The organism is Nannocystis punicea, assembly GCF_026965555.1.
Lineage (GTDB): Bacteria > Myxococcota_A > Polyangia > Nannocystales > Nannocystaceae > Nannocystis > Nannocystis punicea.
Genome location: NZ_CP114040.1, coordinates 6034707 through 6059377 on the forward strand (window position 1 = coordinate 6034707; position 24671 = coordinate 6059377).

General features: G+C 70.1%; 20 protein-coding genes. 17 read left to right on the forward strand and 3 right to left on the reverse strand.

All coding sequences use genetic code 11. The annotated features are described in order from the left end of the window. Positions 1 to 17: 17 nt before the first annotated feature. From O0S08_RS23300 to O0S08_RS23360, 13 genes are all read left to right on the forward strand, one after another. On the forward strand, positions 18 to 605 hold the full coding sequence (locus O0S08_RS23300) for a Uma2 family endonuclease (protein WP_269041428.1): 588 nt from the start codon (positions 18 to 20) through the stop codon (positions 603 to 605). 28 nt (positions 606 to 633) lie between these two features. Then, the gene (locus tag O0S08_RS23305) at positions 634 to 1233 is read left to right on the forward strand and encodes a Uma2 family endonuclease (protein WP_269041429.1); all 600 of its coding nucleotides are present in this window, start codon (positions 634 to 636) and stop codon (positions 1231 to 1233) included. 108 nt (positions 1234 to 1341) lie between these two features. Next, positions 1342 to 3393: a cyclic dehypoxanthinyl futalosine synthase gene (gene mqnC / locus O0S08_RS23310; RefSeq protein WP_269041430.1), complete on the forward strand. Its 2052-nt coding sequence runs from the start codon at positions 1342 to 1344 to the stop codon at positions 3391 to 3393. Between the two features lie 202 nt (positions 3394 to 3595). Next, entirely contained in the window at positions 3596 to 4981 is a 1386-nt protein-coding gene (locus tag O0S08_RS23315; protein WP_269041431.1) for a Na(+)-translocating NADH-quinone reductase subunit A, read from the forward strand. 5 nt (positions 4982 to 4986) lie between these two features. Then, positions 4987 to 6219 carry an NADH:ubiquinone reductase (Na(+)-transporting) subunit B gene (locus O0S08_RS23320; RefSeq protein ID WP_269041432.1) on the forward strand — a complete coding sequence of 411 codons (1233 nt, stop codon included), beginning with the start codon at positions 4987 to 4989 and terminating at the stop codon, positions 6217 to 6219. Continuing rightward, entirely contained in the window at positions 6209 to 6991 is a 783-nt protein-coding gene (locus O0S08_RS23325) for a Na(+)-translocating NADH-quinone reductase subunit C (RefSeq protein WP_269041433.1), read from the forward strand. Before O0S08_RS23320 ends, O0S08_RS23325 begins: the two co-directional genes overlap by 11 nt. Before the next feature lie 3 nt (positions 6992 to 6994). Further along, positions 6995 to 7618 carry an NADH:ubiquinone reductase (Na(+)-transporting) subunit D gene (locus O0S08_RS23330; RefSeq protein WP_269041434.1) on the forward strand — a complete coding sequence of 208 codons (624 nt, stop codon included), beginning with the start codon at positions 6995 to 6997 and terminating at the stop codon, positions 7616 to 7618. A gap of 4 nt (positions 7619 to 7622) precedes the next feature. Further along, positions 7623 to 8240 (forward strand): NADH:ubiquinone reductase (Na(+)-transporting) subunit E, encoded by a 618-nt coding sequence (gene nqrE / locus O0S08_RS23335; protein ID WP_269041435.1) that lies wholly within the window; start codon positions 7623 to 7625, stop codon positions 8238 to 8240. A 22-nt stretch (positions 8241 to 8262) separates the two neighbouring features. Further along, positions 8263 to 9492 (forward strand): NADH:ubiquinone reductase (Na(+)-transporting) subunit F, encoded by a 1230-nt coding sequence (nqrF, locus tag O0S08_RS23340; protein ID WP_269041436.1) that lies wholly within the window; start codon positions 8263 to 8265, stop codon positions 9490 to 9492. Positions 9493 to 9529: 37 nt separating this feature from the next. Then, entirely contained in the window at positions 9530 to 10654 is a 1125-nt protein-coding gene (locus tag O0S08_RS23345; protein ID WP_269041437.1) for an FAD:protein FMN transferase, read from the forward strand. Between the two features lies 1 nt (position 10655). Then, the gene (locus O0S08_RS23350) at positions 10656 to 10826 is read left to right on the forward strand and encodes a hypothetical protein (protein WP_269041438.1); all 171 of its coding nucleotides are present in this window, start codon (positions 10656 to 10658) and stop codon (positions 10824 to 10826) included. 160 nt (positions 10827 to 10986) lie between these two features. Further along, on the forward strand, positions 10987 to 12135 hold the full coding sequence (locus O0S08_RS23355) for a PAS domain-containing protein (RefSeq protein WP_269041439.1): 1149 nt from the start codon (positions 10987 to 10989) through the stop codon (positions 12133 to 12135). 39 nt (positions 12136 to 12174) lie between these two features. Then, positions 12175 to 13392, forward strand: a complete 1218-nt coding sequence (locus tag O0S08_RS23360; protein ID WP_269041440.1) for an NHL repeat-containing protein — start codon at positions 12175 to 12177, stop codon at positions 13390 to 13392. 421 nt (positions 13393 to 13813) lie between these two features. Here the strand turns inward: O0S08_RS23360 and O0S08_RS23365 are convergent, their stop codons facing one another. Together O0S08_RS23365 and O0S08_RS23370 are read right to left on the reverse strand one after the other, a co-directional pair. After that, the gene (locus tag O0S08_RS23365) at positions 13814 to 15175 is read right to left on the reverse strand and encodes a DUF2520 domain-containing protein (protein WP_269041441.1); all 1362 of its coding nucleotides are present in this window, start codon (positions 15173 to 15175) and stop codon (positions 13814 to 13816) included. A gap of 331 nt (positions 15176 to 15506) precedes the next feature. Continuing rightward, positions 15507 to 16742: an exo-beta-N-acetylmuramidase NamZ family protein gene (locus tag O0S08_RS23370; RefSeq protein WP_269041442.1), complete on the reverse strand. Its 1236-nt coding sequence runs from the start codon at positions 16740 to 16742 to the stop codon at positions 15507 to 15509. Between the two features lie 143 nt (positions 16743 to 16885). Between O0S08_RS23370 and O0S08_RS23375 the strand changes: the two genes are divergently transcribed. The 4 genes from O0S08_RS23375 (at position 16886) to O0S08_RS23390 (ending at position 23823) form a co-directional block, all read left to right on the forward strand. Continuing rightward, positions 16886 to 17656 (forward strand): hypothetical protein, encoded by a 771-nt coding sequence (locus O0S08_RS23375; protein WP_269041443.1) that lies wholly within the window; start codon positions 16886 to 16888, stop codon positions 17654 to 17656. A gap of 321 nt (positions 17657 to 17977) precedes the next feature. Further along, a complete protein-coding gene (locus O0S08_RS23380) occupies positions 17978 to 19252 on the forward strand; it encodes a hypothetical protein (RefSeq protein WP_269041444.1) in 1275 nt (424 codons plus the stop codon). Between the two features lie 213 nt (positions 19253 to 19465). Beyond that, positions 19466 to 21904, forward strand: a complete 2439-nt coding sequence (locus O0S08_RS23385) for a penicillin-binding protein 1A (protein WP_269041445.1) — start codon at positions 19466 to 19468, stop codon at positions 21902 to 21904. A gap of 635 nt (positions 21905 to 22539) precedes the next feature. After that, a complete protein-coding gene (locus O0S08_RS23390; RefSeq protein WP_269041446.1) occupies positions 22540 to 23823 on the forward strand; it encodes a hypothetical protein in 1284 nt (427 codons plus the stop codon). Positions 23824 to 24015: 192 nt separating this feature from the next. Here the strand turns inward: O0S08_RS23390 and O0S08_RS23395 are convergent, their stop codons facing one another. Further along, entirely contained in the window at positions 24016 to 24636 is a 621-nt protein-coding gene (locus O0S08_RS23395) for a TetR/AcrR family transcriptional regulator (protein ID WP_269041447.1), read from the reverse strand. Positions 24637 to 24671 lie beyond the last annotated feature (35 nt).

Below are 24671 nucleotides of genomic sequence, written 5' to 3' on the forward strand. Positions count from 1 at the left end.
GCTACGCTGATCGTGGCATGGGCGACCCACAGCGCAAGCTCCCCGACCCGTTGACCGTCGACGAGTTCCTCGCCATCACGTGGCCAGAAGGCGCGCGCCACGAGCTCCACGGCGGGCACGTCGTCTCCATGGCCCCGCCAATGCGGGCGCACCACAGCCTTGTGACGAAGCTGAGTCACGCCATCGGCCCCGTGCTCAACGATTGCTGCGAAGTTCTGACGGACGCAGGTATCGTCCCGACGCTCAGGCGACACACGTACTACCAGGTCGACCTGCTCGTCACGTGCGAGCCGCCCGAGCCGCGCCAGCGCATGATCCACGCCCCCGTGCTGCTCGTCGAGGTCCTGTCCCCGAGCACCCAGGCGATCGATCGCAACCGCAAGCTGCCCGATTATCGCCAGATCGCCAGCGTCCAAGAGGTCGTGCTCGTCGACAGCGAGGCCATGCACGTCGAGCTCTACCGCCGCTTCGACGGCACGCGCTGGCTCAGCGAGATCCTGCGCGAGCCGGCCGACATCCTCAACCTCGACAGCGTCGGCCTCGACCTCTCGCTCGCCGACCTCTACAGCCGCGTCGTCTTCCCCGCCGAAGAGGCAGCGGGCTGATCAGTCCCGAACACGGGGTTTCGCCGTCATGGGCCATCCACGGCCGAAATCCGGCCCCGTCATCACGCTCGCCGAGTTCTACGCGCTCACCTGGTCGGACGACCTCCGCCGCGAGCTGCACGAAGGCCAGATCGTCGCCATGGCCCCGCCGAAGAACGCTCACGGGACCATTACGGCCAACCTCGTCACCGCCCTCAAGATCGCCCTCCGCAACCGTCGCCCCTGCCGCGTCCAGACCGCCGCCGGCATCCTCCCGCCCACGCGCGAGCGCTCCTATTACCAGGCCGACCTGCTCGTCACCCGCGAGCCCTCGCGCCCGGGTGACCGCGACGTCGCCGCCCCGCTCTTCGTGTGCGAGGTCCTGTCAGAAAGCACCGAGCTCTTCGATCGCCGGTGCAAGGTCCCCGACTACCGCGCGATCGCCAGCGTGCGCGAGGTCCTGCTCGTCGACAGCGAGCGCATGTTCGTCGAGCTCCACCGGCGGCTCGACGAGCGCCGTTGGCTCACCGAGATCTTGCAGCGCCCGCACGACGAGTTGACGCTCGAGACTGCCGGCGTGAAGCTCGCGCTGCTCGACCTCTACGAGGACGTCGCGCTGCCCGCGACCAACCTCGAGCTCCCGCTCTGACCTGTCCCTGGGGACAGTCCCTCGCCGTGAATTCCCTCTCCGGCGGCCCTTGCGAGCAAGCGCACGCGCCTCGCCGCCTGCATTTCTTTCTCGTACAATCCGCCCGCCATGCCCGATCCGTTGCGCGCCTGTGCGGTCTCCTTCCTCAACGCCTGGCCGCTCGTTCAACCGCTCCTCGGCGAGGTTCTCCCGGCCGATCGGATCCCGCGCCAGCCGGACGGCACCCCGCTGTTCGACCTGAGCCTCGTGCTCCCCAGCGAGTGCGCGCGGCGCCTGGAGACCGGCGAATGTGACGTCGCCCTCGTCCCGGTCGCCGCCTGCGCCGCGCACCCCGAGTGGGAGGTCGTGCCCGAGGTCGGCATCGGCTGCCGCGGCCCTGTTCATTCCGTCCTGTTGGTCTCGCAGGTCCCTCTGCAGCAGATCGAGCGGATCTACCTCGACGCCGCCTCGCGCACCTCCGTCATCCTCGTGCAGCTCCTGCTGCGCGCCCAGGGCCTCCACCCCGAGTGCGTCCACGCCCCCCACCGCGAGGGCGCCGGCATGGTCCAGGGCACCCACGCCGCCCTCGTGATCGGCGACGCCGCCATGGCGCTGCACGAGCGCTTCCCCCACGTCTTCGACCTCGGCGCCCTGTGGCTGGCGCAGACCGGCCTCCCGTTCGTGTTTGCGGTCTGGGCCGCCCGGCCCGGCGCGCTCACGCCCGCCCACGTCACCGCCTTGCAGGAGGCCCGCGCCTACGGCCTCAAGCACGCCGAGGAGCTCGCCCACGGCTTCCGCGAGCAGCAGCTGCGCGCCGGTCTGTCCGCGCGCGACCTGCTCAGCGACAACGCCTACGCCAACTACCTCCGGCGCTCGATCCGCTACGGCCTCTCCACCAAGGAGCGCGAGGGCGTGGTCGAGTTCCTCTCGCGGGCCACCGCCGCCGACCTCCTCACGATCCCCGGCCACGACCCCGAGGACCCGGTCCATATCCGCTTCGCCGGCGGTGCTGCGCCCGAAGCGCTGGTCGCCGCTCGCCGACCGCGGCCGCCGCTCGCGGCCGACGAGTTGCTCGCGCGTGCCGCCGCCGGCGGTCGCCTCGACCTCGCCGAGGGCATCTTCCTCTACGAGCACGCCGACCTCATGGCGCTCGGCGCGGCCGCCGACGCGCGTCGCGCCGCGCTCCACCCCGAGGGCGTCGTCACCTACATCATCGACCGTAATGTAAACTATACAAACGTGTGCGTAACGCGTTGTAAGTTCTGCAATTTTTACACACCACCCGGCGCCAAGGGCGGCTACGTCCTGAGCCGCGAGGAGCTCGCTCGCAAGTTCCGCGAGACCGAGGAATTGGGCGGCGTCCAGATCCTCCTTCAGGGCGGCCTCAACCCCGAGCTCGGGCTCGAGTGGTACGAGGACTTCTTCCGCTGGACCAAGGCCAACTTCCGGCTCGCGTTGCACGCGCTGTCGCCGACCGAGATCATTCACATCGCCCAGCTCGAGGACTTGCCGATCCGGGACGTCCTCGTCCGGCTGCGCGCGGCCGGCATGGACAGCTTGCCGGGCGGCGGCGCCGAGATCCTGGACGACGAGATCCGCGCCCGGATCTCGCCCTTCAAGAACACCGCGGACGAGTGGCTTGCGGTCATGCGCGAGGCCCACGCCCTCGGCATGAAGACCACCGCGACCATGGTGTTCGGCTTCCAGGAGACCGCCGAGCAGCTGGTGCACCACATGGACCGCGTCCGCAGCCTGCAGGACGAGACCGGCGGGTTCACGGCCTTCATCACCTGGCCGTTCCAGGCCGACGGCACCCGGCTCAAGCTGCGCGACGACACCAGCCCGCTGCGGTACTTGCGAGTACAAGCGCTGGCGCGGCTCTACCTCGACAACGTCCCCAACCTGCAGGTCAGCTGGCCGACCCTCGGGCCCGAGATCGGCGAGGTCGCCCTGCGCTTCGGCGCAAACGACTTCGGCTCGGTGATGATCGAGGAGAACGTCGTCTCACAGGCCGGTGCGCGGTTCATGATGAGCGCCGCCGAGATCGAGACCCACATCCGGCTCGCCGGCTTCCTCCCGGCCCGGCGGAACATGCGTTACGACCGTCTGCCCGGCGTTCCGTCGGCCGGCGCGCCGGTCGCCACGCCGACCTCCGCGAGCGGCGAGCTCGGGGTCTTGTGACCCCTCGCACGTCCGCGAGCGGCCGGCCGCACTCCGAAAAAACCCGCGAACATAGTAAACGCCCCCCAGGGCTATCCGAGCGGTCTTTCGGACCGGTTCGGGCCGCCTCACTCCACGAGCCTCCGGGCTCCGAAACTTCACGACCGGATCTGCCCCAGCGACAGCCTTCGGGCCCGAATCGGTCCGCGCAAGAACCCGCACCATGACAGTACATCGGATCAAAAAGGGACTCGACCTCCCGATCACCGGCGCACCGCAGCAGGTGATCGAGGCCGGCTCGTCCGTACGTCACGTCGCCCTGCTCGGCGCCGATTACGTGGGCATGAAGCCGAAGATGGAGGTCAAGGTCGGCGACGCCGTCAAGCGCGGACAGCTCCTCTTCGAGGATCGCAAGGCCCCCGGCGTGCGCTTCACCGCCCCGGGCGCCGGCTCGGTGGTCGCGATTCACCGCGGCGAGAAGCGGGCCTTCGTCTCGCTGGTCATCGCCCTCAACGAGCGCGAGGTCGCCGGTCAACCTGGCCCCGAGGACAGGGTCACGTTCGCCAGCTACACCCGCAAGCCGGTCGAGCAGCTCGGCGCCGACGAGGTCAAGGCGCTGCTGGTCGAGTCGGGCCTGTGGACCGCCCTGCGGCAGCGCCCCTTCTCGCGCGTCCCCAGCCCCGAGTCGACCCCGCGCGCGCTGTTCGTCACCGCGATCGACACCAGCCCGCTCTCGGCCGACGTCAGCGTGGTGCTCAAGGGTCACGAGGGCGACTTCCAGCGCGGCCTGGCCGTCCTGAGCAAGCTCGCGCCGAAGACCTACCTGTGCAAGGGCCCCGGCCTCAACCTCGACGGCGGCTCCGGCGTGCGCGTCGAGACCTTCGAGGGTCCGCACCCGGCCGGCCTGGTCGGCACGCACATCCACGTGCTCGAGCCGGTCAACCGCGAGCGGGTCGTCTGGCACATCGGCTACCAGGACGTCGTCGCCGTCGGCCGCCTGTTCGCCACCGGCGAGCTCGACTTCACCCGCGTCGTCGCCCTCGGCGGCCCGGTCGCCCAGCGGCCGCGCCTGCTCAGCACCCGCAACGGCGCCAGCCTCGACGAGCTGACCGCCGGCGAGCTCAAGACCTCGTCCGCCGGCGAGAACCGGGTCATCAGCGGCTCCGTGTTCGGCGGGCGCAAGGCCCTCGGCGAGGCCGACGGCTACCTCGGCCGCTACGTCAACCAGGTCAGCGTCCTGGCCGAGGGCCGGCAGCGCGAGCTGCTCGGCTGGCTCGCCCCGGGCGCCGGCAAGTACAGCACCATCCCGGTCTACTTCGGCTACCTGGCCAAGCTGTTCGGCAAGAAGTTCGACTTCACGACCACGACCAACGGCTCGCCGCGGGCCATGGTCCCGATCGGCATGTACGAGCGCGTCATGCCGCTCGACATCCTGCCGACCTTCCTCCTCCGCTCGCTCCTGGTCGGCGACACCGACCGGGCCGTCGAGCTCGGCGCGCTCGAGCTCGACGAGGAGGACCTGGCGCTGTGCACCTTCGTCGACCCGGGTAAGTCGGACTTCGGCGCCGTGTTGCGGCAAAACCTCAACGAGATCGAGAAAGAGGGCTGACGCAGATGTTGCGAAAGATGCTCGACAAGCTGGCCCACTCCTTCGAGAAGGGCGGCAAGCACGAGAAGCTGTACCCGCTCTACGAGGCGGCCGACACCTTCCTCTACACGCCCCCGGACGTCGCCAAGCGCGACGCCCACGTCCGCGACGCCCTCGACCTCAAGCGCATGATGACCACCGTCGTCATCGCGCTGCTGCCGTGCGTGTTGTTCGCGATGTACAACACCGGTCTCCAGGCGCACCTGATGATCGCCAAGGGCGCCGCGCCGCTCGACAACTGGCAGACCGCGCTCTACCAGCTGCTCGGCTTCGGCTTCGACCCGGCCAACATCCTCGCCTGCTTCCTCCACGGCGCCATCTACTTCCTGCCGGTCTACATCATCACGATGGCGATCGGCGGCAACTGCGAGGCGCTGTTCTCGGTCGTCCGCAAGCACGAGATCAACGAGGGCTTCCTCGTCACCGGCCTGCTGTTCCCGCTGACCTTGCCGCCGACCATCCCGCTGTGGCAGGTCGCGCTCGGCATCGCCTTCGGCGTCGTCATCGGCAAGGAGGTGTTCGGCGGCACCGGCATGAACGTGCTGAACCCGGCGCTCACCGCCCGCGCGTTCCTGTTCTTCGCCTACCCGGCCCAGATCTCGGGCGACCAGCCGTGGGTGGCCGCCAACCTCGCCACCCTGCCGCAGGGCGTCTCGGGCGCCACCGCGCTCGGCCGCGCCGCCGCCGACCCGATGCAGGTCATCAACCATACCGGCGACTGGACCGCCACCTGGTGGGACTGCTTCATCGGCACCATCCCGGGCTCGATGGGTGAGACCTCGACGCTGTGCTGCCTGATCGGCGCCGCCGTCCTCATCCTCACCAAGGTCGGCTCGTGGCGGACCATGCTCGGCGTCGTGCTCGGCACGCTCGCGCTGTCGAGCATGTTCAACGCCATCGGCAGCCAGACCAACCAGCTGTTCAACCTGCCGTTCGAGTGGCACATCGTGCTCGGCGGCTGGGCCTTCGGCACCGTGTTCATGGCCACCGACCCGGTCTCGTCGGCCTTCACCGACACCGGCAAGCTGATCTACGGCTTCGGCATCGGCGCCCTCGTCGTCCTGGTGCGGGTCGTGAACCCCGCCTACCCCGAGGGCATGATGCTGGCGATCCTGTTCATGAACATGTTCGCCCCGCTCATCGACCACTTCTTCGTCCAGGCCAACATCAAGAGGAGGCTCGCCCGTCATGGCGCATAGTACCGGCTACACCATCGGCTTCGCCGCATTGGTCTGCGTCGTCTGCGGCGTCGGCATCGCCAGCGCGGCAGTCGCTCTCGCCGACCGCCAGGCCGAGAACAAGAAGCTCGACCAGCAGAAGCAGGTCCTGGCGGTCGCCGGCCTCATGCAAGCGGGCGAGTCGCTGTCGCCCGACGAGGTCAAGAAGCGCTTCGCCGACAACATCAAGGCCGAGGTCGTCGACCTCAAGACGGGCGTCGCGGCCCAGGGCGTCGACCCGGCCGGCTTCGACCAGCTCAAGGCCCAGAAGGACCCGGCGCAGAGCCGCGAGGCCCCGGCGAACAACGCCAAGGTCCTGCGCCTGCCCAACAACGCCAAGGTCTACAAGGTCCTGAAGGACGGCAAGGTCGACACCCTGATCCTCCCGATCGAGGGCTACGGCCTGTGGTCGACCCTGTACGGGTTCATGGCCATCGACGCCAAGGACGCCAACACCGTCAAGGGCATCACCTTCTACCAGCACGGCGAGACCCCGGGCCTCGGCGGCGAGGTCGACAACCCCAAGTGGAAGGACCTGTGGCCCGGTCGCAAGATCTACGGCCCGGGCGGCCAGCCGCAGATCGCCGTCGTCAAGGGCCAGGCCGGCCCCGCGGCGAGCGACCCGTACCGCGTCGACGGCTTGTCCGGCGCCACCATCACCAGCAACGGCGTCACGAACCTCGTCAAGTTCTGGTTCGGCGCCGACGGCTTCGGTCCCTACATCCAACACTTTAAAGCGGCGGGGGGCAAGTAAGTCATGGACAAGCAGACCAAGGGCGTCCTCTTCGACCCGCTGTTCAACAACAACCCGATCGCCCTGCAGGTGCTCGGCATCTGCTCGGCGCTGGCGGTCACGACCAAGCTCGAGAAGGCGTTCGTCATGTCGATCGCGCTGACCGTGGTCACCGCGTTCAGCAACCTGGCGATCAGCCTGATCCGCAACTACATCCCGTCGAGCATCCGCATCATCGTCCAGCTGACGATCATCGCCTCGCTCGTCATCATCACCGACCAGATCCTGAAGGCCTTCGTCTACGACGTGAGCAAGCAGCTCAGCGTCTTCGTCGGCCTCATCATCACCAACTGCATCGTCATGGGCCGCGCCGAGGCCTACGCGATGGCCAACAAGCCCGGCATCAGCTTCCTCGACGGCATCGGCAACGGCCTCGGCTACAGCATGGTCCTGCTGGTCATCGGCTTCATCCGCGAGCTGTTCGGCTCCGGCAAGCTGTTCGGCGTCGAGATCTTCAAGACCGTCAACGACGGCGGCTGGTACCCCACCAACGGCCTGATGGTCATGGCGCCTTCGGCGTTCTTCTTGATCGGCTGCATGATCTGGATCATCCGCGTGGCCAAGCCGGCGCAGATGGAGAAGGAGTGACCCCATGCTCGAGCACTACTTGAGCCTCCTGACGAAGTCGATCTTCGTCGAGAACATGGCCCTGGCGTTCTTCCTTGGCATGTGCTCGTTCCTCGCCGTGTCGAAGAAGGTCGAGACGGCGATCGGCCTCGGCGCCGCGGTCGTCTTCGTCCTCGCGGTGTGCGTGCCGCTCAACCAGCTCATCATCGTGTCCCTCCTCAAGGAGGGCGCGCTGGTCTGGATCAGCCCGGAGTTCGCCACCGTCGACCTCAGCTTTCTCAGCTTCCTGGTCCAGATCGGCACCATCGCCGCCGTGGTCCAGGTCGTCGAGATGGCGGTCGACCGCTACGCCCCCGCCCTCTACAACGCGCTCGGCGTGTTCCTGCCGCTGATCGCCGTCAACTGCGCCATCCTCGGCGCCTCGCTGTTCATGGAGCAGCGCGAGTACAACCTCGGCGAGGCCGCGGTGTTCGGCCTCGGCTCCGGCATCGGCTGGGCCATGGCGATTGTCGCGCTCGCCGCCCTGCGCGAGAAGATGCGCTACAGCAACGTCCCCGAGGGCCTGCGCGGCCTCGGCATCGCGTTCATCCTCACCGGCCTGATGGCGATCGGCTTCCTCGCCTTCTCGGGCATCCAGCTCTGACCCGCGGAGGAGCACCCACCTTATGACCACCATCATCATCCTCGGCGTGGCCATGTTCACGTTCGTGATCCTGGCCCTGGTGTTCATCCTGCTCGCCGCCAAGGCGAAGCTGGTCAACACCGAGGCCGTCACGATCGGCATCAACGGCGACCCCACCCTGGCGATGCGGGTCCCGGCCGGCAGCACGCTGCTCAACACCCTCGCCAACCAGAAGATCTTCATCCCCTCCGCCTGCGGCGGTAAGGGCAGCTGCGGCGTGTGCAAGGTGAAGGTGCACAGCGGCGGCGGTTCCATGGTCCCGACCGAGGCCGGTCACATCAGCAAGGGCGAGGCTCGCGAGGGCTGCCGGCTGTCGTGTCAGGTCAAGGTCAAGGGCGACATGGAGATCGAGCTGCCGCACGAGATCTTCGAGATCAAGAAGTGGACCTGCAAGGTCCGCTCGAACAACGGCGTCGCCACCTTCATCAAGGAGTTCGTCATCGAGCTCCCGCCCGGTGAGGTCGTCCCGTTCCGCGCCGGCGGCTACATCCAGATCGAGTGCCCGCCGCACGTCGCGAACTACAAGGACATGATCATCGAGGAGAAGTACCGCGACGAGTGGGACAAGTACAACTTGTGGCGCTACGTCTCGAACTGCACCGAGAACGTCGAGCGCGCCTACTCGATGGCCAACTATCCGGAGGAGTACGGCATCATCATGCTGAACATCCGGATCGCGACCCCGCCGCCGAAGGTCCCCGACGCCCCTCCGGGCATCATGAGCTCGTTCATCTTCAGCCGGAAGCCGGGCGACCCCGTCGTCATCTCCGGCCCCTACGGCGAGTTCTTCGCCCGCGAGACCAAGAACGAGATGGTCTTCATCGGCGGCGGCGCCGGCATGGCGCCGATGCGCTCGCACATCTTCGACCAGTTCAAGCGCCTCAGGACCGACCGCAAGGTCTCGTTCTGGTACGGCGCCCGCAGCCTCCGCGAGGCCTTCTACGTCGAGGACTTCGACGGCATCCAGCGCGAGTTCCCCAACTTCAAGTGGCACCTCGCGCTGTCCGAGCCCAAGCCCGAGGACAACTGGACCGGCTACAAGGGCTTCATCCACCAGGTGCTGCTCGAGAACTACCTCAAGATGCACCCCGCTCCGGAGGACTGCGAGTACTACATCTGCGGCCCGCCGATGATGAACGCGGCAGTCATCAAGATGCTCACCGACCTCGGCGTCGAGCCCGAGAACATCATGATGGACGACTTCGGCGGCTGACGCAGACGCGCGCCGCACCCACGCAGGGCGACCCCTCGTGACGGATCCGCTGCAACAGAAGTACGGGAGCAGGGCCAAGGTCCTGCTCCCGCTTTGTCTTTTGGCCTTCGTGGCCCTCAGCGCCTGGCGCCTCTGGCCTTCGGGACAGGTCGCTTACACGCCCCCGGGAGGCCCCGCCGGCGCGCCCGCGAGCGGCCCGGTGCACGTGCTCTCGGGCCCGACGATGGGCACCACCTGGCGCGTCACAGTCGTGCACGAGGGCCGCGACCCCGCGCCGATCCTGCCGATGATCGAGGCCGAGCTGTCGCAGATCGATCAGCAGATGTCGACCTGGCGCGACGACTCGGCGATCAGCGAGTTCAACCGCCGCGCCGACACCTCCGCCTTCCCTGCCCCGGCCGCGCTGGTCGAGGTGGTCGCCCAGGCGCAGGAGGTCAGCGAGCGCAGCGGCGGCGCCTTCGATGTCACAGTCGCCCCGCTCGTCGACGCCTGGGGCTTCGGTCGCAACCCCACGACGGCTCCGCCCACCGACGAGCAGCTCGCGGCCCTGCGCGCACAGGTCGGCTGGCAGTCCCTGCACGCCGACCGCACCGCCGGCACCCTGCGCAAGGATCAGCCCGGCCTGACCATCACCCTGTCCGCGATCGCCCCAGGCTACGCCGCCGACGTCCTCTCCGATCGGCTCGTCGAGCTCGGCTTTGCCCGCCACCTCGTCGACGTCGGCGGCGAGTTCCGGGCCCGCGGCGACGGCCCCGAGGGTCCGTGGCGCCTCGGCATCGAGCGGCCCGGCGGCCCCGCCGACGATCGCCTCGTGCAAGAGGTCGTGCCCTTGCGCGACGCCGCGCTCGCCACCTCCGGCGACTACCGCAACTACCGCGAAGAGGCCGGTCGACGGATCTCGCACACCATCGACCCGCGCAGCGGCCGTCCGATCGATCACAAGCTCGCCTCGGTCACCGTCGTGCTCCGCACTGCCGCGCTCGCGGACGCCTACGCCACCGCGCTCAACGTCCTCGGGCCCGAAGACGGCTTCGCCTTCGCCGAGCGGGAGGGCCTGGCGGCCCTGTTCCTGGTCCGCGAGGGCGACGGCTTCGCCCCTCGCGCCACGGCGGCCTTCGCGGCCTTGCGCGCGGGGTCCCCGTCCGCCACCCTCAGTCCCTGACATGCCCACGATCCTGCTCACCATTGCCGTCCTCGCGGCCGTCATGCTCGGCATGGCCGTCGGCGCCATCTTCGCCGGCAAGTACCTCAAGGGCTCGTGCGGCGGCATCGCCAACGGCAACTGCGGCTGCACCGACGCCCAGCGCCGCGACTGCTCGACTCGCGCCGCCTGAGCCGGCGGCCTCGTCCGTGCCCACTTGGGGGCATGTCCTCTGCGACATGTCCTTCATTACCTGCCTCATCCGACAGGTCGCATCGGTCACCTGCCCCCGAACGCCGTCTCTCCGCCCTGGCGCGGGTCCAGGGAATGAGCGACGCTGCTAGCGGGTGTCGATGGCGGACTTCGACGCGGCGTACCTCGACGAGCAGCTGCGGGGCCTCGAGCACTCGCCGGTGCCCGTGTGGGTCCTCGATCCGGACCCCATGCGGATCCGCTGGGCCAACGCCCCTGCGCTGGCGATGTGGCGGGCCGACAGCCGCGAGGAGCTGCTCGCGCGGGACTTCACCCGGGGCCTCGACGCGGTGCGCACCCGCCTCGGCGCTGCCGTCGAGCAGGTCCGCGAGGGCGGCACTCTGTGGGACGAGTGGACCGTCTATCCCCGCGGCGTACCGGTGCAGATGAAGCTGCACTTCGCCCCGATCGCGCTCGGCGACGGCCGGATCGGCGTCCTGCACCACGTCTTCCCGCGCGACGAGGGCCCCGATCCGGCGTCGCTGCGCGGGATCCAGGCGCTCTCGTTGACCGCAGTGATCGTCGCGGTGGTCGAGTTCGGCGGCCGGATCGTCATGAAGAACCCGGCCGCGATCGCGGCCTTCGGGCGCCTCGCCGACGACTGGCTGGCGTGGTTCGTCGCGCGACCCGACGCCGAGGCCATGCTCGCCGTCGCCGCCGACGGGGAGGTCGTGCGCCGCGAGCTCCTCGTCGCCACAGTCACGGGCGAGCGGCTCCACGGCGTCGAGGTGCGACCCATCCGTGACGCAGTCACCGGCGAGATGGTGGCCTTGATCCACCACACCGACGAGACCGCCCGCCACGGCGCCGAGGTCGAGGCGGCCCGGCACCAGCGCCTGGCCGAGGAGCTCGACCGGACCCTCACCCTCGTCGAGCGTCAGCGGCGCGAGATCCTCAGCCTCTCTGCCCCGCTCCTCGACATCGACGAGCACACCCTCGCCGTCCCGCTGATCGGCGCCTTCGACGGCGAGCGCGCCGCCGAGCTCGAGGCGCGGGTCCTGGCCGCCATCGGCGAGCGGCGGGCCCGAACCGTCCTGCTCGATCTCACCGGCACCCTCACCGGCGACGCCGCCAGCGCCGAGCGGCTCTTGCGGCTCGTACGGGCGATCCGCCTGCTCGGCGCGCGCGCGATCCTCACCGGCATCGGCCCTGCGCTGGCCAGCGCGCTCGCCGGCGTCGGCTTCGACGGGCGCCAGACCCCGTTCGCGCGCAGCCTCGCCGACGGCCTGCAGCTGGCGCGCGCGCGCTGAAGCGCCGCCGGGCGGGCGCGCCGCCGCTATCCTGGCCATATGCGACGCGAGCTGGCGGCGTGCGGATTGCTCCTCGGCTGCGGCGCCGACGACGTCCAGGACGTCGGCAGCGACGGCCGCACCAGCAGCACCGCCGCCAGCGAGGTCGGCATCACGGTCATCCCGACCGAGGGCGTGCGCTTCGACGTCGGCATGCTCGACGTCGGCGAGGCCGACTGCGGCCTGCACAACGGCGACCTCGGCCTCTCCTTCATCTGGATCGCCAACAGCACCCAGGGGACCGTGTCGAAGATCGACACCGTCACCTTGAAGGAGCGCGGCCGCTACGTCGTGCGGCCCGACGCCGCGGGCAACCCCTCGCGCACCTCCGTCAACCTCTCGGGCGACGTCGCCGTCGCCAACCGCAACGGCGGCATCACCAAGATCTACGCCTTGCCCGAGCGCTGCGCCGACAGCAACGGCGAGCCCGGGATCCAGACCGCCGACGGCCCCGACTTCCTCCCGTGGGGCGTCGAAGAGTGCGTCGCCTGGTACACGCCGATGACCTACGTCAGTCAGCGCCCGGTCGCCTGGACGCAGGGCGTGTTCGATCCGGACGCGTGCACCTTCCGCGAGCAGAAGCTGTGGACCGCCGGCATGAACACCCCCGGCACCGTCGACATCCTCCGCCTCGACGGCGACACCGGCGCCATCGAGGCCAAGGTCACCATCGACGACGCCTACGTCGACTCCTACGGGATCTACGGCGGTGCCGTCGACGCGCACGGCAACTTCTGGGGCTCGCAGGTCGGCCAGGCCAAGCTGCACTTCGTCGACCACGACACCCTCGAGCACAGGAGCTGGGACCTCGAGGTCGGCGCCTACGGCATCACCGTCGACTCCCAGGGCTACGTGTGGACCTGCTCCGGCAACGCCTCGCGCTTCGACCCGGCGACCGAGACCTGGCAGCGCGTCCTCGCCGGCGAGTACGGCGGCTGCATGGAGGACGGCCACGGCACCCTCTACAAGGCCACGCCCGGCGGCATCGTGGCGATCGACACCACCACCCTGGCGATCCAACAGACCTACGCGCTGCCGCAACACATCCACGGCATCAGCGTCGACTTCTACGGCTACGTGTGGGGCGTGTCGCAGGGCTCGGAGGCCTACCGCCTCGATCCCGCGGACGGCAGCTTCAAGACCGTCGGCGGCCTCGTCGGCGCCTACACCTACAGCGACATGACCGGCTTCGCCCTCAGCGCCGTCGGCGTCCCGTGACGCCGCCATCGACCTGTCCCACGAGACAGACCGGCAGCGCCGGGGCTGACCTTCTTCATGACCTTCGAGACATGTCCTTTTGAATATGCTCTTCAAGACATGTCCGAACATCCTCACTGCGCCGCCGACGGCCCGGTGACGCCCCGGGCAGCCGCTCCACGCCGGCACGAGCGAACCGCCGCCGGCTCCGGCCCGCGTCGCGACCCAGACCACTGCTCGAAGCTCGCGCGGCTCGGCCCCTGCGAGCACTGTCTGGGAGCGAGCCGCGGCATCTTCCGCGCCGAAACCTCGCCCTACCACGCCGTGCCCGAGACCCTCTCCCTCGGAGATGCGCGCGGCTCGGCTCGAGCCTCGATCTGCGGCAGTGCGAGCCAGGGCGAGCCGAGACCTCGCGTCCGGGTCGCGCTCGACCCCCTCTCGCTCAACCCTCCGCCCGCGCGAGCTCGCCCTGCAGCAGCTCGACCAGCTGCGCGCTGAGGACCCGGTACAGCGCGGACGCTTGGCCTTCGAGGGCCGCCTCGTGCCGCTTCAGGGCGGCCAGATCGCCGCGCGCCGCCGGCCCCGACACCCCGCGGGGGATCCCCAGCGCCAGCAAGTTCTCGAGCGCCGAGCGGAGCAGCTCCCCGATCGCGCGGCTTGCGAGCGGCCCCGGCAGCCCGAGCGAGCGCATCGCCTCGGTCGATCGCTCGGCCAGCACGGCCAGGTGATTGCCGGCCAGCGCGCAGGCCGCGTGGTAGCGCGTGCGCTGCTCCGAGTTCAGCTCCTGCAGATCGAGGTGCGCCTGCGGACCGATCCACCGCAGCGCCACCGCGCGCGCCGCCGGATCGCCCTCCACGCCGAACACGCACGACCCCAGGCGGCTCTGCGGTCGCTCGCGGCGCAGGCTGCAGATCGGGTGCAGCGTCCCCACCGGGCACCCGGCCGCGGCCGCGGCCGCCAGACCCTCGCGGGCGACCACCGCGCCGGCCGCGTGCAGCACCGGCACGCGCGGCGCCCCGCGAGCCACCAGCGCCGTGGCCGCCGCCGCGAGCCAGCGATCCTGTCCCAGCAGCCAGATCGCATCGGGTGTCCCTTCGGGCAGATCACCTGTCCCATCGACCAGCCCGCGCGCCGACCCGAGCGCCGTCGACCACCCGCGCTCGCGCAGCCACGGCTCCGCGTGGGCCGACACGTTGCCGCGGCCGATCAGCCACACGTGGCCGACGTGACCGGCGCGGAGGCGGCGCAGCACCGCGGCCGGGACCGCCATCGTCAGGGCCTCCTGCGCGGCAGGATCGTCGCCCGCGGCCAGCCACTCGCGCACCGCCGTGCTGCTGATCTCCGGCAGCGCGCAGTCATCCGCGTCGGCGAACCCGACCCGCGGCACCACGATCGGCGAGAACTCCGCCGCGATCTCGGCGGCCCGGTGCCAGCGCTGCAGCTCGCCGCGAACGACGATGTCCGAGCCGACCACCAGCCGCACCGCGAAGCCCGGGTGCTCCTCGGCCACCGCGCGCAGCAGGTCGTAGCTGTAGCTCGGTCCCTCGCCGCCGCGGCGCGCCGCCAGCCGCGCCTCGACGTCGCTCACCTCGACCGTCTCGGCCTGCGAGGCCATCGCCAGCCGCGTCAGCGCCAGGCGATCGGCGAACGGCATCATCTGCTTGGCGAACGGGTGCGACCAGCAGGGCGCCACCAGCACGCGGTCCGCGAGCCCGCGCGCCAGCAGGTAGGTCGGGATCAGCGCGTGTCCGAGGTGCGGCGGATCGAAGCTGCCGCCGAGGACGGCGAGGACGGGTCGCTCCATGCGCTTGCGATCGTCCCAGCCTTCACGCGCCCGGGCAAGTTGCCGCCCGCGCCGCGCAGGCGCGGCCGCTCACCGCCGTCACCCGGTACGACGCCCGCGTCGCGCGCGCCCGCAGCGTCCGTGAACGCAGCGCTCAACGAGTCGTCGCGCTCCCCTCCGACTGCCGCCTCGCCGCCACCACACGCGCGCTCGCAGCACCGCCGCACGCCACTCGCTCCGGGACCCGCAAGCTTCGTCACGATGCGCACTCGCAGCATCGCGCGCGGCATTCACTCCGGATCCAACCAACGCTGGCGGCGACCTCGTCACCGCCGGCATCACCGCGCGCCGCTCACTCCGGGTACAGCAAGAACTGGCGGCGCCGGACCACGAACGCCGCGCGCGCCGGTTCCTGGCTGGCCGCCATCTCGGCCAGCGACGTCTGCGACTCGATCGCCTCGCGCAGCCACGGACCTCCGGCCAGCAGGTCGATCGCCGGGCGATCGGCCACGAACTCGTACGGCTCCGTGCGCCAGCGCATCGCCCCCTGTCCCAAGCGCCAGGTCGCGCGCAGCACCGCCCACGTCGTGCGCAGCGAGCGGACCGCCGCTGGCTCGCGGATGTGCAGCTGCACCCCTCCGCAGCGGCGCCCGCCGAACTTCTGGAACATCGGCTTGAACCCGAGCGGCCGCACCTGCAGCCCCGGGAGCGCCGCGTCGTCGGCCAGCAGCGCGGCCGCGAGCGCCTGTCCCTCGAGCCAGGGTGCGCCGAAGATCTCGAACGGGCGGGTCGTCCCGCGCCCCTCGCTGAGGTTCGTCCCCTCGAGCAGGCACTGCCCCGGGTACACCAGCGCCGCGCCCATCGTCGGCATGTTGGGCGACGGCAGGACCCACGGCAGACCTGTCTCGAAGAACAGCATCGAGCGCGTCCAGCCGGCGGAGCGCAGCACCTCGAGCCGCTCCGCGTCGGCGCGCCCGCGCTCGAGGATCGTCATGCGCGCCAGCTCGCCGAGCGTCATCCCGTGGCGCACCGCCACGTCGTGCAGCCCGACGAAGCTCTCCTCGTTGGGCGCGATCGCCCCGCCCTCGACTTGGTCCGGCGTCCCCCCGATCGGGTTCGGCCGGTCGAGGATCAGCACCCGCAGGCCCGCCTGCAGCGCCACTTCGGCGGCCAGCACCGCCGTCCACACGTACGTGTAGTAGCGGCTGCCGATGTCCTGCAGATCGATCACCAGCCAGGCCGCGCCGTGGAACATCTCCGGCGTCGGGCTCAGGCTGGCGAAAGTCTCGCCGTAGAGGCTGTAGGCCGGGACGGTCGCCCGCGGCGCCTCGCCGGACACCACCTCCATGTCCTGGGCCGCCGCGTCGAGCCCGTGCTCGGGGCCCAGCAAGCTGACCACGCGCGCCCCGATCCGGGCCATCACCGCCGTCGCGTGCTCGAGCTGCGCCGTCACCGACGCCGGATGGCAGAGGAGCGCCACCGGCACGTCGCGCAGCCGCGGGCCGTCGCCGTCGGCCAGGCGATCGAGCCCCGTCTTCACCGCGGCCGCGCCGGCACCTGCCCCTTCAGACACATCATGAGCGAGCACGCCCCCGCTATAGCGGTCCCCGCAGGCGCGCTCAAATTCTCGGGCGGTCGCGCGGCTGGAGCGATCGCGCTCGAGCGGCCGGATCCGCCGCCCTGATTCGCCGCTTTTTTGGGCCGCTCGCCGGGGCTTGGCATCCTACCTGTATGCGCGATCCTCTGGCGCCCATCCCCTCGCCCACTGCCAGCCCGAACTTCTGGGACACTGCACTGTTGCCCCGTGGCACGCGCGTCGGCGGCGACGAGCCCGTCGAGGAGTTCTCGCCGCTGCGGCTCCTGCAACGCGACCAGGGTGACACCCACGGCCTCGACCGCCGCAGCCGCCGCCGCGTCCGCGGCCAGTCCCACGACGTCGAGGATCACGGCAGCGCGCGCCTGATCTCCTCCGTGCACACCGTGCGACGGGCCCTCCTCGGCCTCTCGACCGCGCACGGCTGGGCCCTCGTGCACACGCTGAGCGTCGCGCCGACCGGCCTGCTCGTGCACCTCCTCGACCTCTTGAGCCCGGGCCTCAACCCCGCGATGCGGGATCGCGGGCGCAACTTGCTGGCCCGGATCGCCCCGCTCCTCGGCGCCCCGCTGCGGCCGCGCGCCATCCACCGCCCGGGTTCGCCGCTGGCGACCATCGGCGGCTGTCTCCTCGCCCCGCGGGTGATCGCCGATCTCTCGAGCTGGGCCTCGCAGCCGAGCGCCCGTCGCGGCACCACGCGCGCGGGCCACGGCGCCTTTGCCGTCACCTTGTTGGCGCCCACGGTCGATCCGGGGGGCGGCGTCGTCCGCATCGAGGGCGAGCTGGTGCCGATGACCGACCCGCAACCGCAGGTCCTCGCGGTCGCCCTCTCGCCTCGGGCGCTCGCCGAGCTCGGACGGACTTTGCAGTGGCCGGAGGGTGGTCCGGCGCGCGTCGAGGTCGAATGAACGCCGTATGAGCCGCGGCGAGATCCGCTCACGTGTGCCCACGTTTTTGTCCGCGATTGGCGTCCACGGGCTCGCGCGCGCAGGAAAAGTTCGGTAGAACGCGGTCCCGTGCCCCCAGAGGAGCATTGACGCTGCTTTGCCTTGTCTCTATCCTCGCGGGCAACATCTCTGGCGTATCACTTCGGCACGCTGGCGATATGCGCCTTCACGGCCCTCCAGGGCCTGCCCTCTTCACGGCCCTTCCGGGCCACGGCCCACCGGCCTGCTTCTGCTCTTCCCGGCCCATCGGGCCTGTAGCGTGACCACCAAGGGGATCCGGCCTTGAACGCACCCAAGAAACCAGGAACCGACCTCAGCGCCCTCAAGGCGCGCCTCGCCAAGAAGACGGACGCGGCTCCCGCCGAGCCGGCAGCGCCGGCGGCAGCCGCTCCGGCGGCAGCCGCTCCGGCCGCGCCGAAGGCGGCTCCGCCGGCCCGCCCGCCGTTCAAGAAGGCGCCCTCGCCGGCCGATCTTCCGCCGCCGGGAGAGTCCGCGCCGATCGACATTCCCCCGCCGGGTGAGGTCGCCGCGCCGATCGACATCCCTGCCCCGGGCGAGGTCTCCGCGCCGCCGCAGCCCGCTCCGGTCGCCCAGCCCGTCGCGGCCGCCGTGCCTGCGCCGCGCAAGGCGATCGACGACGGCACGCCGTTCGGCAGCACCGCCGGCTCGTTCGATCCGAGCGCCGGCCTCATCGACGCCGGCGAGGTCCAGACCAAGGGCAACCGCGGCCTCGTGATCCTCGCCGCCGGCGCCGCGCTGGCCTTCGGCGTCGCGCTCGGCTGGATCGGCCATCAGATCACCTCCAAGGGCGAGGTCAAGGCCGTGGCCCAGAAGAAGGGCGGCGACATGTTCAACGAGGCCACCAAGGTCTCGGACATGCGCAAGGGCATCTCGCTCAAGATCGACGAGCTGCAGAAGCTGGTCTCGACCGATCCGGCCAAGGGCGCCGAGGAGCTGGCCAACCTCCTCAAGACCAACTTCGAGAAGAGCCCCAAGGTCGACGACCTGTTCGGCTGGCAGCTCGGGGGCATCGGGCCCGAGGGCATCCGTCGCACCTTCGACCTCTACGAGGAGGCCAACGGCCTGCGGCTCGACCTCGGCTACCTGGTCAACTTCGTCGCCGGCAACGCCAAGGCGCTGACCGAGACGGGCGGCCCGCGGCTGTTCGCCATCAAGTTCAAGAAGGACGGCAGCGCCGTGCTGGTCGAGCGCGGCGAGGCGATGTGTGGCGAGGCCCCGTGCGCCGACGGCAAGGAGGGCGAGGCCAGCGGCTACAAGGTGCGCGACGCGGTCAACCAGGAGTTCTCCGTCGCCGCCAAGGGCAGCGAAGAGGGCCAGGTCCTGCCGCTGTCCGCGGACACGCAGATCTACGGCTATGTCGTCGGCCTGAACCCGGAGAACAACGCCAAGCTGGTCGCCGGCTCGCTGTTCGCCAAGGTCAAGGCGCGCCTCGAAGAGATGTCCAAGGCCGAGACTCGGGCGCTCAAGGCGCTCAAGAGCTACTCGGACGATCCGAACATCGACGGCGGCGGGCCCGCCGATCCCGGCGCCGACTGAGTGCAGTCGGGATCACAGCCGCCCGCCCTACCCGCCGGCACCGCTGCCGCCGACGCTGCCCCTTCGCGACCCGGATCCGAAGGGGCAGCCCCTCCTGGCCCTCCGCCGCCGCCTCCAGCGCGGCGCTCGGGGCCCGCAGGGCCGTCGCCGCTCGCTGCCGGTTCGCGGCTTTGGGTCGTCAATCCGGCCCGCGCCGGCCTGTTCGGCTGGCTCGTGCGCTACTACGTGTTCGCGGCCGCGTGCATCACCGTGGCTCTGGGCTACGTCGGCGTGCGGGTCTATCGGGCCTATGACGCCGCCCTGCCCGACATCGCCGACGTCGAGCGCTACGACGCGCTCGCGCCCGGCGTCACGCGGATCTACGCGGCCGACGGCAGCGTCCTCGCCGAGCTCGCGCGCGAGCACCGGGCCTACGCGCCGATCGACGAGATCCCCGACCGCCTGATCCAGGCCTTCCTCTCGGTCGAGGATCGCCGCTTCTTCACCCACGCCGGCCTCGACTGGCGCGGCCTGGCGCGCGCCACTCTCGCCAACCTGCGCTCGGGCACCGTCATCCAGGGCGGCAGCACGATCACCCAGCAGGTCGCCAAGGGCTTCCTCAGCGACGAGCGCACCCTCGACCGCAAGCTGCGCGAGGCCCTGCTCTCGCTGCGGATCGAGGGCCGCCTCGGCAAGTGGCGGATCCTCGAGATCTACCTCAACAAGATCTTCCTCGGCCACGGCGCCTACGGCGTCGCCGCCGCGGCCAGCCGTTACTTCGGCAAGGAGCTGCACGAGCTCACCCTCGCCGAGGCGGCGCTGATCGCCGGCCTCGCGCGCGCCCCCTCGCGCTACAGCCCGATCGCCAGCCCGGAGCGCGCGCTCAAGCGGCGCTCCGTCGTCCTGCAGGACATGGTCGAGGCCGGCGCGATCACCCCGGCCGAGCGCGACGCCGCCGACGACGAGCCGCTCAAGCTGGCCGCGCCGCCGCCCGACGTGTTCCGCCTGCGCGCCCCCTACTACGCCGAGCACGTGCGGCGCGAGGCCGGGATCCGCTTCGGTGAGGCCGCGGTGCTGCAGGACGGCCTGCAGATCGAGACCGCCGCCAACATCGAGATGGGCGCCCAGGCCCACGCCGCGATCGACTCGGCGCTGCGTCGCATCGATCGCCGGCAGGGCTGGCGCGGCCCGGTCGCGCACCTGTCCGACGAGACAGCTCGCGCCACCTTCCTCGAGCGCACCGGCGGCGAGTACGGCGGCGACGCCATGACCGCCGATCCGCCGCGCTGGCGGCTCGCGCTGGTCACCGAGGTCAACGCCAAGCAGGCCAAGGTCCGCGTCGGCGCGGCCGAGGCCTTGCTGCCGCTGAAGAAGATGGCCTGGGCCTCGCGGTACGATCGCAACACCGGCGTCAACGACGTCAAGATCACGCGCGTCGACGAGGCGATCGAGGCCGGCGACGTCGTGTGGGTGCGGCCGGCGCAGAAGCGGCGCAGCGTGATCGCCGAGATCGACGACGAGGCGGCCGCCGCCGAGAGCGCCGCGAATGAATCCGGGGACATGTCCGCCGGGACAGCCGCGCTCGAGCCGCCCGACGAGGCCACCGGCCTCTTGCTGGTCGAGCTCGGTCAGCTGCCGCGGGTCGAGGCCGCCATCTACACCATGGCGCACGACACCGGCGAGGTCGAGGCGATGGAGGGCGGGCTCGACTACGACCGCTCGCAGTTCAACCGGACCACCCAGGCCTGCCGCCAGCCGGGCAGCGTCTTCAAGGCCATCTACTACGCGCTCGCGCTCGACGGCGGCCAGTACACCATGGGCACGGTGCTCGAGGACAAGCCCTACGTCCCCGAGCCGGGCGAGATGTGGAACCCGCAGAACATCGGCCAGACGCTCGACGGCAAGGTCCTCCTGCGCACCGCGCTGATCAAGTCGCTCAACCTGCCGTCGATCCGCCTGTTCGTCAGCCTCGGCGCCGACAAGGTGGTCGCGTGGGCGCGCCGGCTCGGCTTCACCACCGAGCTCATCGCCGACCGCGCCCTCTCGCTGGGCGCCTCGTGCGTGCGCACCGACGAGCTGTCGCGCGCCTTCTCGATCTTCGTCCGCGGCGGCTCGTGGATCGATCCGGTCTACCTCCGCCGCGTCATCGACAAGCGCGGCCAGACCCTGCTCGACCAGCGCCACCCGCTCGACGCCGGCCTCGACGTCGCCGGCCGTCTCGACCGCATGGCCGCCGTCGCCGTCCACGGCCCGCGCCAGGTGGTCGACGACCGCACCGCGTTCCTCATCACCCGCCTCATGCGCGAGGTCGTGACCGCGGGCATCGGCGGCCGCGCCTCGCAGATCGGCGTCCCCGCCGGCGGCAAGTCGGGCACCGCGTCGAAGAACGCCTATACCACCGACACCTGGTTCGTCGGCTTCACCTCGCGCCACATGACCGCGGCGTGGATGGGCGACGACACCTACGAGCGCTCGCTCGGCGACGAGGACGCCAGCTACACCACGGCGACGCCCATGTGGACGCAGTTCATGGCCGGGGTGGTCGCCGGGATCCCGCACGAGAACCTGCCGCTGCACCGGCCCCCCGGCATCACCAGCCGCAACGTCGACGCCCGCAACGGCGAGGAGCCGGTCGCCGGCATGCCCTCGGCGACGCTCTACTTCAAGGAGTGAGCGGGCCTTTCGAGCATGTCCGATCGGACATGCCGGAGCCGCGGGGTGCCACCATTGCCCGCCCGCGGAAACGCGCGGAATGCATCGACCCCCGCCGCGCCTCGGCGATCTGAACGCGGGTCCGCAATGCATGCACGTGCGCCGGACTCGGCGAAGTTGCTCTACGTCATACTTTTACCCATTTACATATCAGGAATCTCCTTAAACGCCAGAACGCCGTGGATCGTCGGTTTACCCTGGCGCCCGGCACGCCCCCGTGGATCTCCCGGGGTGGTCGCCGGTCAGTCTCGGACCTACGCCCCTCTCCGGGGCTCTGTGTGACCCACTGCTCGATTCCGGCGAGGACACCTCGATAGCGCCGGAATCGCCGTTTGCCTGGCGTTGGCCCGGCTCGACGAATGGCCGTAGTCGCCTTCGCGGCCGCGGTGCGAGGACTCGCCGAAGGTCGTCGCAATCGACGTTCTGGTGCGGGTTGGTGAGCGGCGGAGGGGCGGCTCGGCGGCGGGCCGCGACTGTGGTCGGGGTCATCGCCACCGCGTTGCTCGCGCGGCGCCTCCCATCAGACTTGGCGACGACGACGCCGACCGCTCGTAGGCGGCGCGGCGCCCGAGCTGAAGGAAGCCGAGAAGAACACCATGCTATTCAATCAGACGAGTATCCTCCTCGCGTCGGTGACCGTCGCGTTCGCGATCCCCTTCGTCGAGCCGACGTGCGATTACGATCCGCCCGACCCCAAGGAATGCTACAAGAACGAAGATTGCGAGTACGGCGAGAAATGCGTCGACTACAAGTGCGAGCCGGACTACGAGTGCTATAAGAACGAGGACTGCGAGTACGGCGAGAAGTGCGTCGACTACAAGTGCGAGCCCGACTACGAGTGCACCAAGAACGAGGACTGCGAGTACGGCGAGAAGTGCGTCGACTACAAGTGCGAGCCCGACTACGAGTGCACCAAGAACGAGGACTGCGAGTACGGCTACAAGTGCGTCGACTACAAGTGCGAGCCCGACTACGAGTGCACCAAGAACGAGGACTGCGAGTACGGCTACAAGTGCGTCGACTACAAGTGCGAGCCCGACTACGAGTGCACCAAGAACGAGGACTGCGAGTACGGCTACAAGTGCGTCGACTACAAGTGCGAACCCGACTACGAGTGCACCAAGAACGAGGACTGTGAGTACGGCTACAAGTGCGTCGACTACAAGTGCGAGCCCGACTACGAGTGCACCAAGAACGAGGACTGCGAGTACGGCTACAAGTGCGTCGACTACAAGTGCGAGCCCGACTACGAGTGCACCAAGAACGAGGACTGCGAGTACGGCTACAAGTGCGTCGACTACAAGTGCGAGCCCGACTACGAGTGCACCAAGAACGAGGACTGCGAGTACGGCTACAAGTGCGTCGACTACAAGTGCGAGCCCGACTACGAGTGCACCAAGAACGAGGACTGCGAGTACGGCTACAAGTGCGTCGACTACAAGTGCGAGCCCGACTACGAGTGCACCAAGAACGAGGACTGCGAGTACGGCTACAAGTGCGTCGACTACAAGTGCGAGCCCGACTACGAGTGCACCAAGAACGAGGACTGCGAGTACGGCTACAAGTGCGTCGACTACAAGTGCGAGCCCGACTACGAGTGCACCAAGAACGAGGACTGCGAGTACGGCTACAAGTGCGTCGACTACAAGTGCGAGCCCGACTACGAGTGCACCAAGAACGAGGACTGCGAGTACGGTGAGAAGTGCGTCGACTACAAGTGCGAGCCCGACTACGAGTGCTACACCAACGAGGACTGCGAGTACGGCTACAAGTGCGTCGACTACAAGTGCGAGCCCGTCAAGGAGTGCTACAAGGCCGAGGACTGCGCGTACGGCGACGTGTGCTTCTACGGCAAGTGCATCCACGAATGCCGGGATTGAGCCGTCGACCGGCGTCCTGGTGATGACGCGCCGGGTCCGGTAGCAGACTCCGCCGGGTCGAGCGCGCCCTCGCGTGGATGAGCAAGCAGCTTCGCTACCTACCGCGCTCGCGCGCGATGCCGGCTTCGACCGACGTCGCCTGCGAGCGCGGCAGCGTCTTCGCAGGCGCACGCGACGTCGACGCAGACGTGGTCAGCGCGCCGTCACGGGCCTGTCCAGGCCGAGGCCGATCGCGGGCAGGATCGCCTCGTCGACGATCGCCGCCAGCTGCTCGTCGCTCGGCGGCGCGTCGGCGTCGAGGGCGTGCTTGAGCACCAGCGCCTCGCCGATGTCGGCCACCACCGGCGTGATCCGCCGCGCGTCGATCTGCCCGTGGGCCGCGTAATGGCGCAGCACCGTGAGGGTGAACCGGCCGCCCCGGGCGTCGAACACCCGCTCGTAGAGGGCGGCCGCCAGCTCGGGGTAGCGCTTGCGTTCGGCGACGATCGCCGCCGCGGCGGCCGCCGTCGGCGTCTGCATCCACGCGACCAGCTGCTGCAGCGCGCGGAGCAGGTCGCCGCGCAGATCGTCGGCCGCGGGCGAGGCGGCCTCCTCCGGATGCTCGTCGTGGATCGCGTCGAGGAGCACGTCGTGCGGCGAGGCCCAGCGGCGGTACAGCGACGTCTTGGCCGTCCCCGCCCGCCTGGCGATGCCCTCCATCGTCAACCGGCCCAGGCCGACCTCCGCCAGCTCGGCCAGCACGGCCGCGTGGATGCTGCGCAACAGCTCGCCCCCTCGCCTGCGCGTCCGCGCCTCGGTCCTCGCCTTCGTCATGTTCGCCTTCGATTAAGATACGTCTCCGTAGCTTA

Bases quoted from the DNA above. Each gene is read 5' to 3' on its own strand.
- O0S08_RS23320 (WP_269041432.1), top strand. From the start codon at position 4,987: ATGTTGCGAAAGATGCTCGACAAGCTGGCCCACTCCTTCGAGAAGGGC.
- O0S08_RS23315 (WP_269041431.1), top strand. From the start codon at position 3,596: ATGACAGTACATCGGATCAAAAAGGGACTCGACCTCCCGATCACCGGC.
- O0S08_RS23395 (WP_269041447.1), bottom strand. From the start codon at position 24,636: ATGACGAAGGCGAGGACCGAGGCGCGGACGCGCAGGCGAGGGGGCGAG.
- O0S08_RS23375 (WP_269041443.1), top strand. From the start codon at position 16,886: ATGCGCGATCCTCTGGCGCCCATCCCCTCGCCCACTGCCAGCCCGAAC.
- O0S08_RS23360 (WP_269041440.1), top strand. From the start codon at position 12,175: ATGCGACGCGAGCTGGCGGCGTGCGGATTGCTCCTCGGCTGCGGCGCC.
- O0S08_RS23365 (WP_269041441.1), bottom strand. From the start codon at position 15,175: ATGGAGCGACCCGTCCTCGCCGTCCTCGGCGGCAGCTTCGATCCGCCG.
- O0S08_RS23355 (WP_269041439.1), top strand. From the start codon at position 10,987: ATGGCGGACTTCGACGCGGCGTACCTCGACGAGCAGCTGCGGGGCCTC.
- O0S08_RS23305 (WP_269041429.1), top strand. From the start codon at position 634: ATGGGCCATCCACGGCCGAAATCCGGCCCCGTCATCACGCTCGCCGAG.
- O0S08_RS23325 (WP_269041433.1), top strand. From the start codon at position 6,209: ATGGCGCATAGTACCGGCTACACCATCGGCTTCGCCGCATTGGTCTGC.
- nqrE (WP_269041435.1), top strand. From the start codon at position 7,623: ATGCTCGAGCACTACTTGAGCCTCCTGACGAAGTCGATCTTCGTCGAG.
- O0S08_RS23300 (WP_269041428.1), top strand. From the start codon at position 18: ATGGGCGACCCACAGCGCAAGCTCCCCGACCCGTTGACCGTCGACGAG.
- O0S08_RS23350 (WP_269041438.1), top strand. From the start codon at position 10,656: ATGCCCACGATCCTGCTCACCATTGCCGTCCTCGCGGCCGTCATGCTC.
- nqrF (WP_269041436.1), top strand. From the start codon at position 8,263: ATGACCACCATCATCATCCTCGGCGTGGCCATGTTCACGTTCGTGATC.
- O0S08_RS23330 (WP_269041434.1), top strand. From the start codon at position 6,995: ATGGACAAGCAGACCAAGGGCGTCCTCTTCGACCCGCTGTTCAACAAC.
- mqnC (WP_269041430.1), top strand. From the start codon at position 1,342: ATGCCCGATCCGTTGCGCGCCTGTGCGGTCTCCTTCCTCAACGCCTGG.
- O0S08_RS23390 (WP_269041446.1), top strand. From the start codon at position 22,540: ATGCTATTCAATCAGACGAGTATCCTCCTCGCGTCGGTGACCGTCGCG.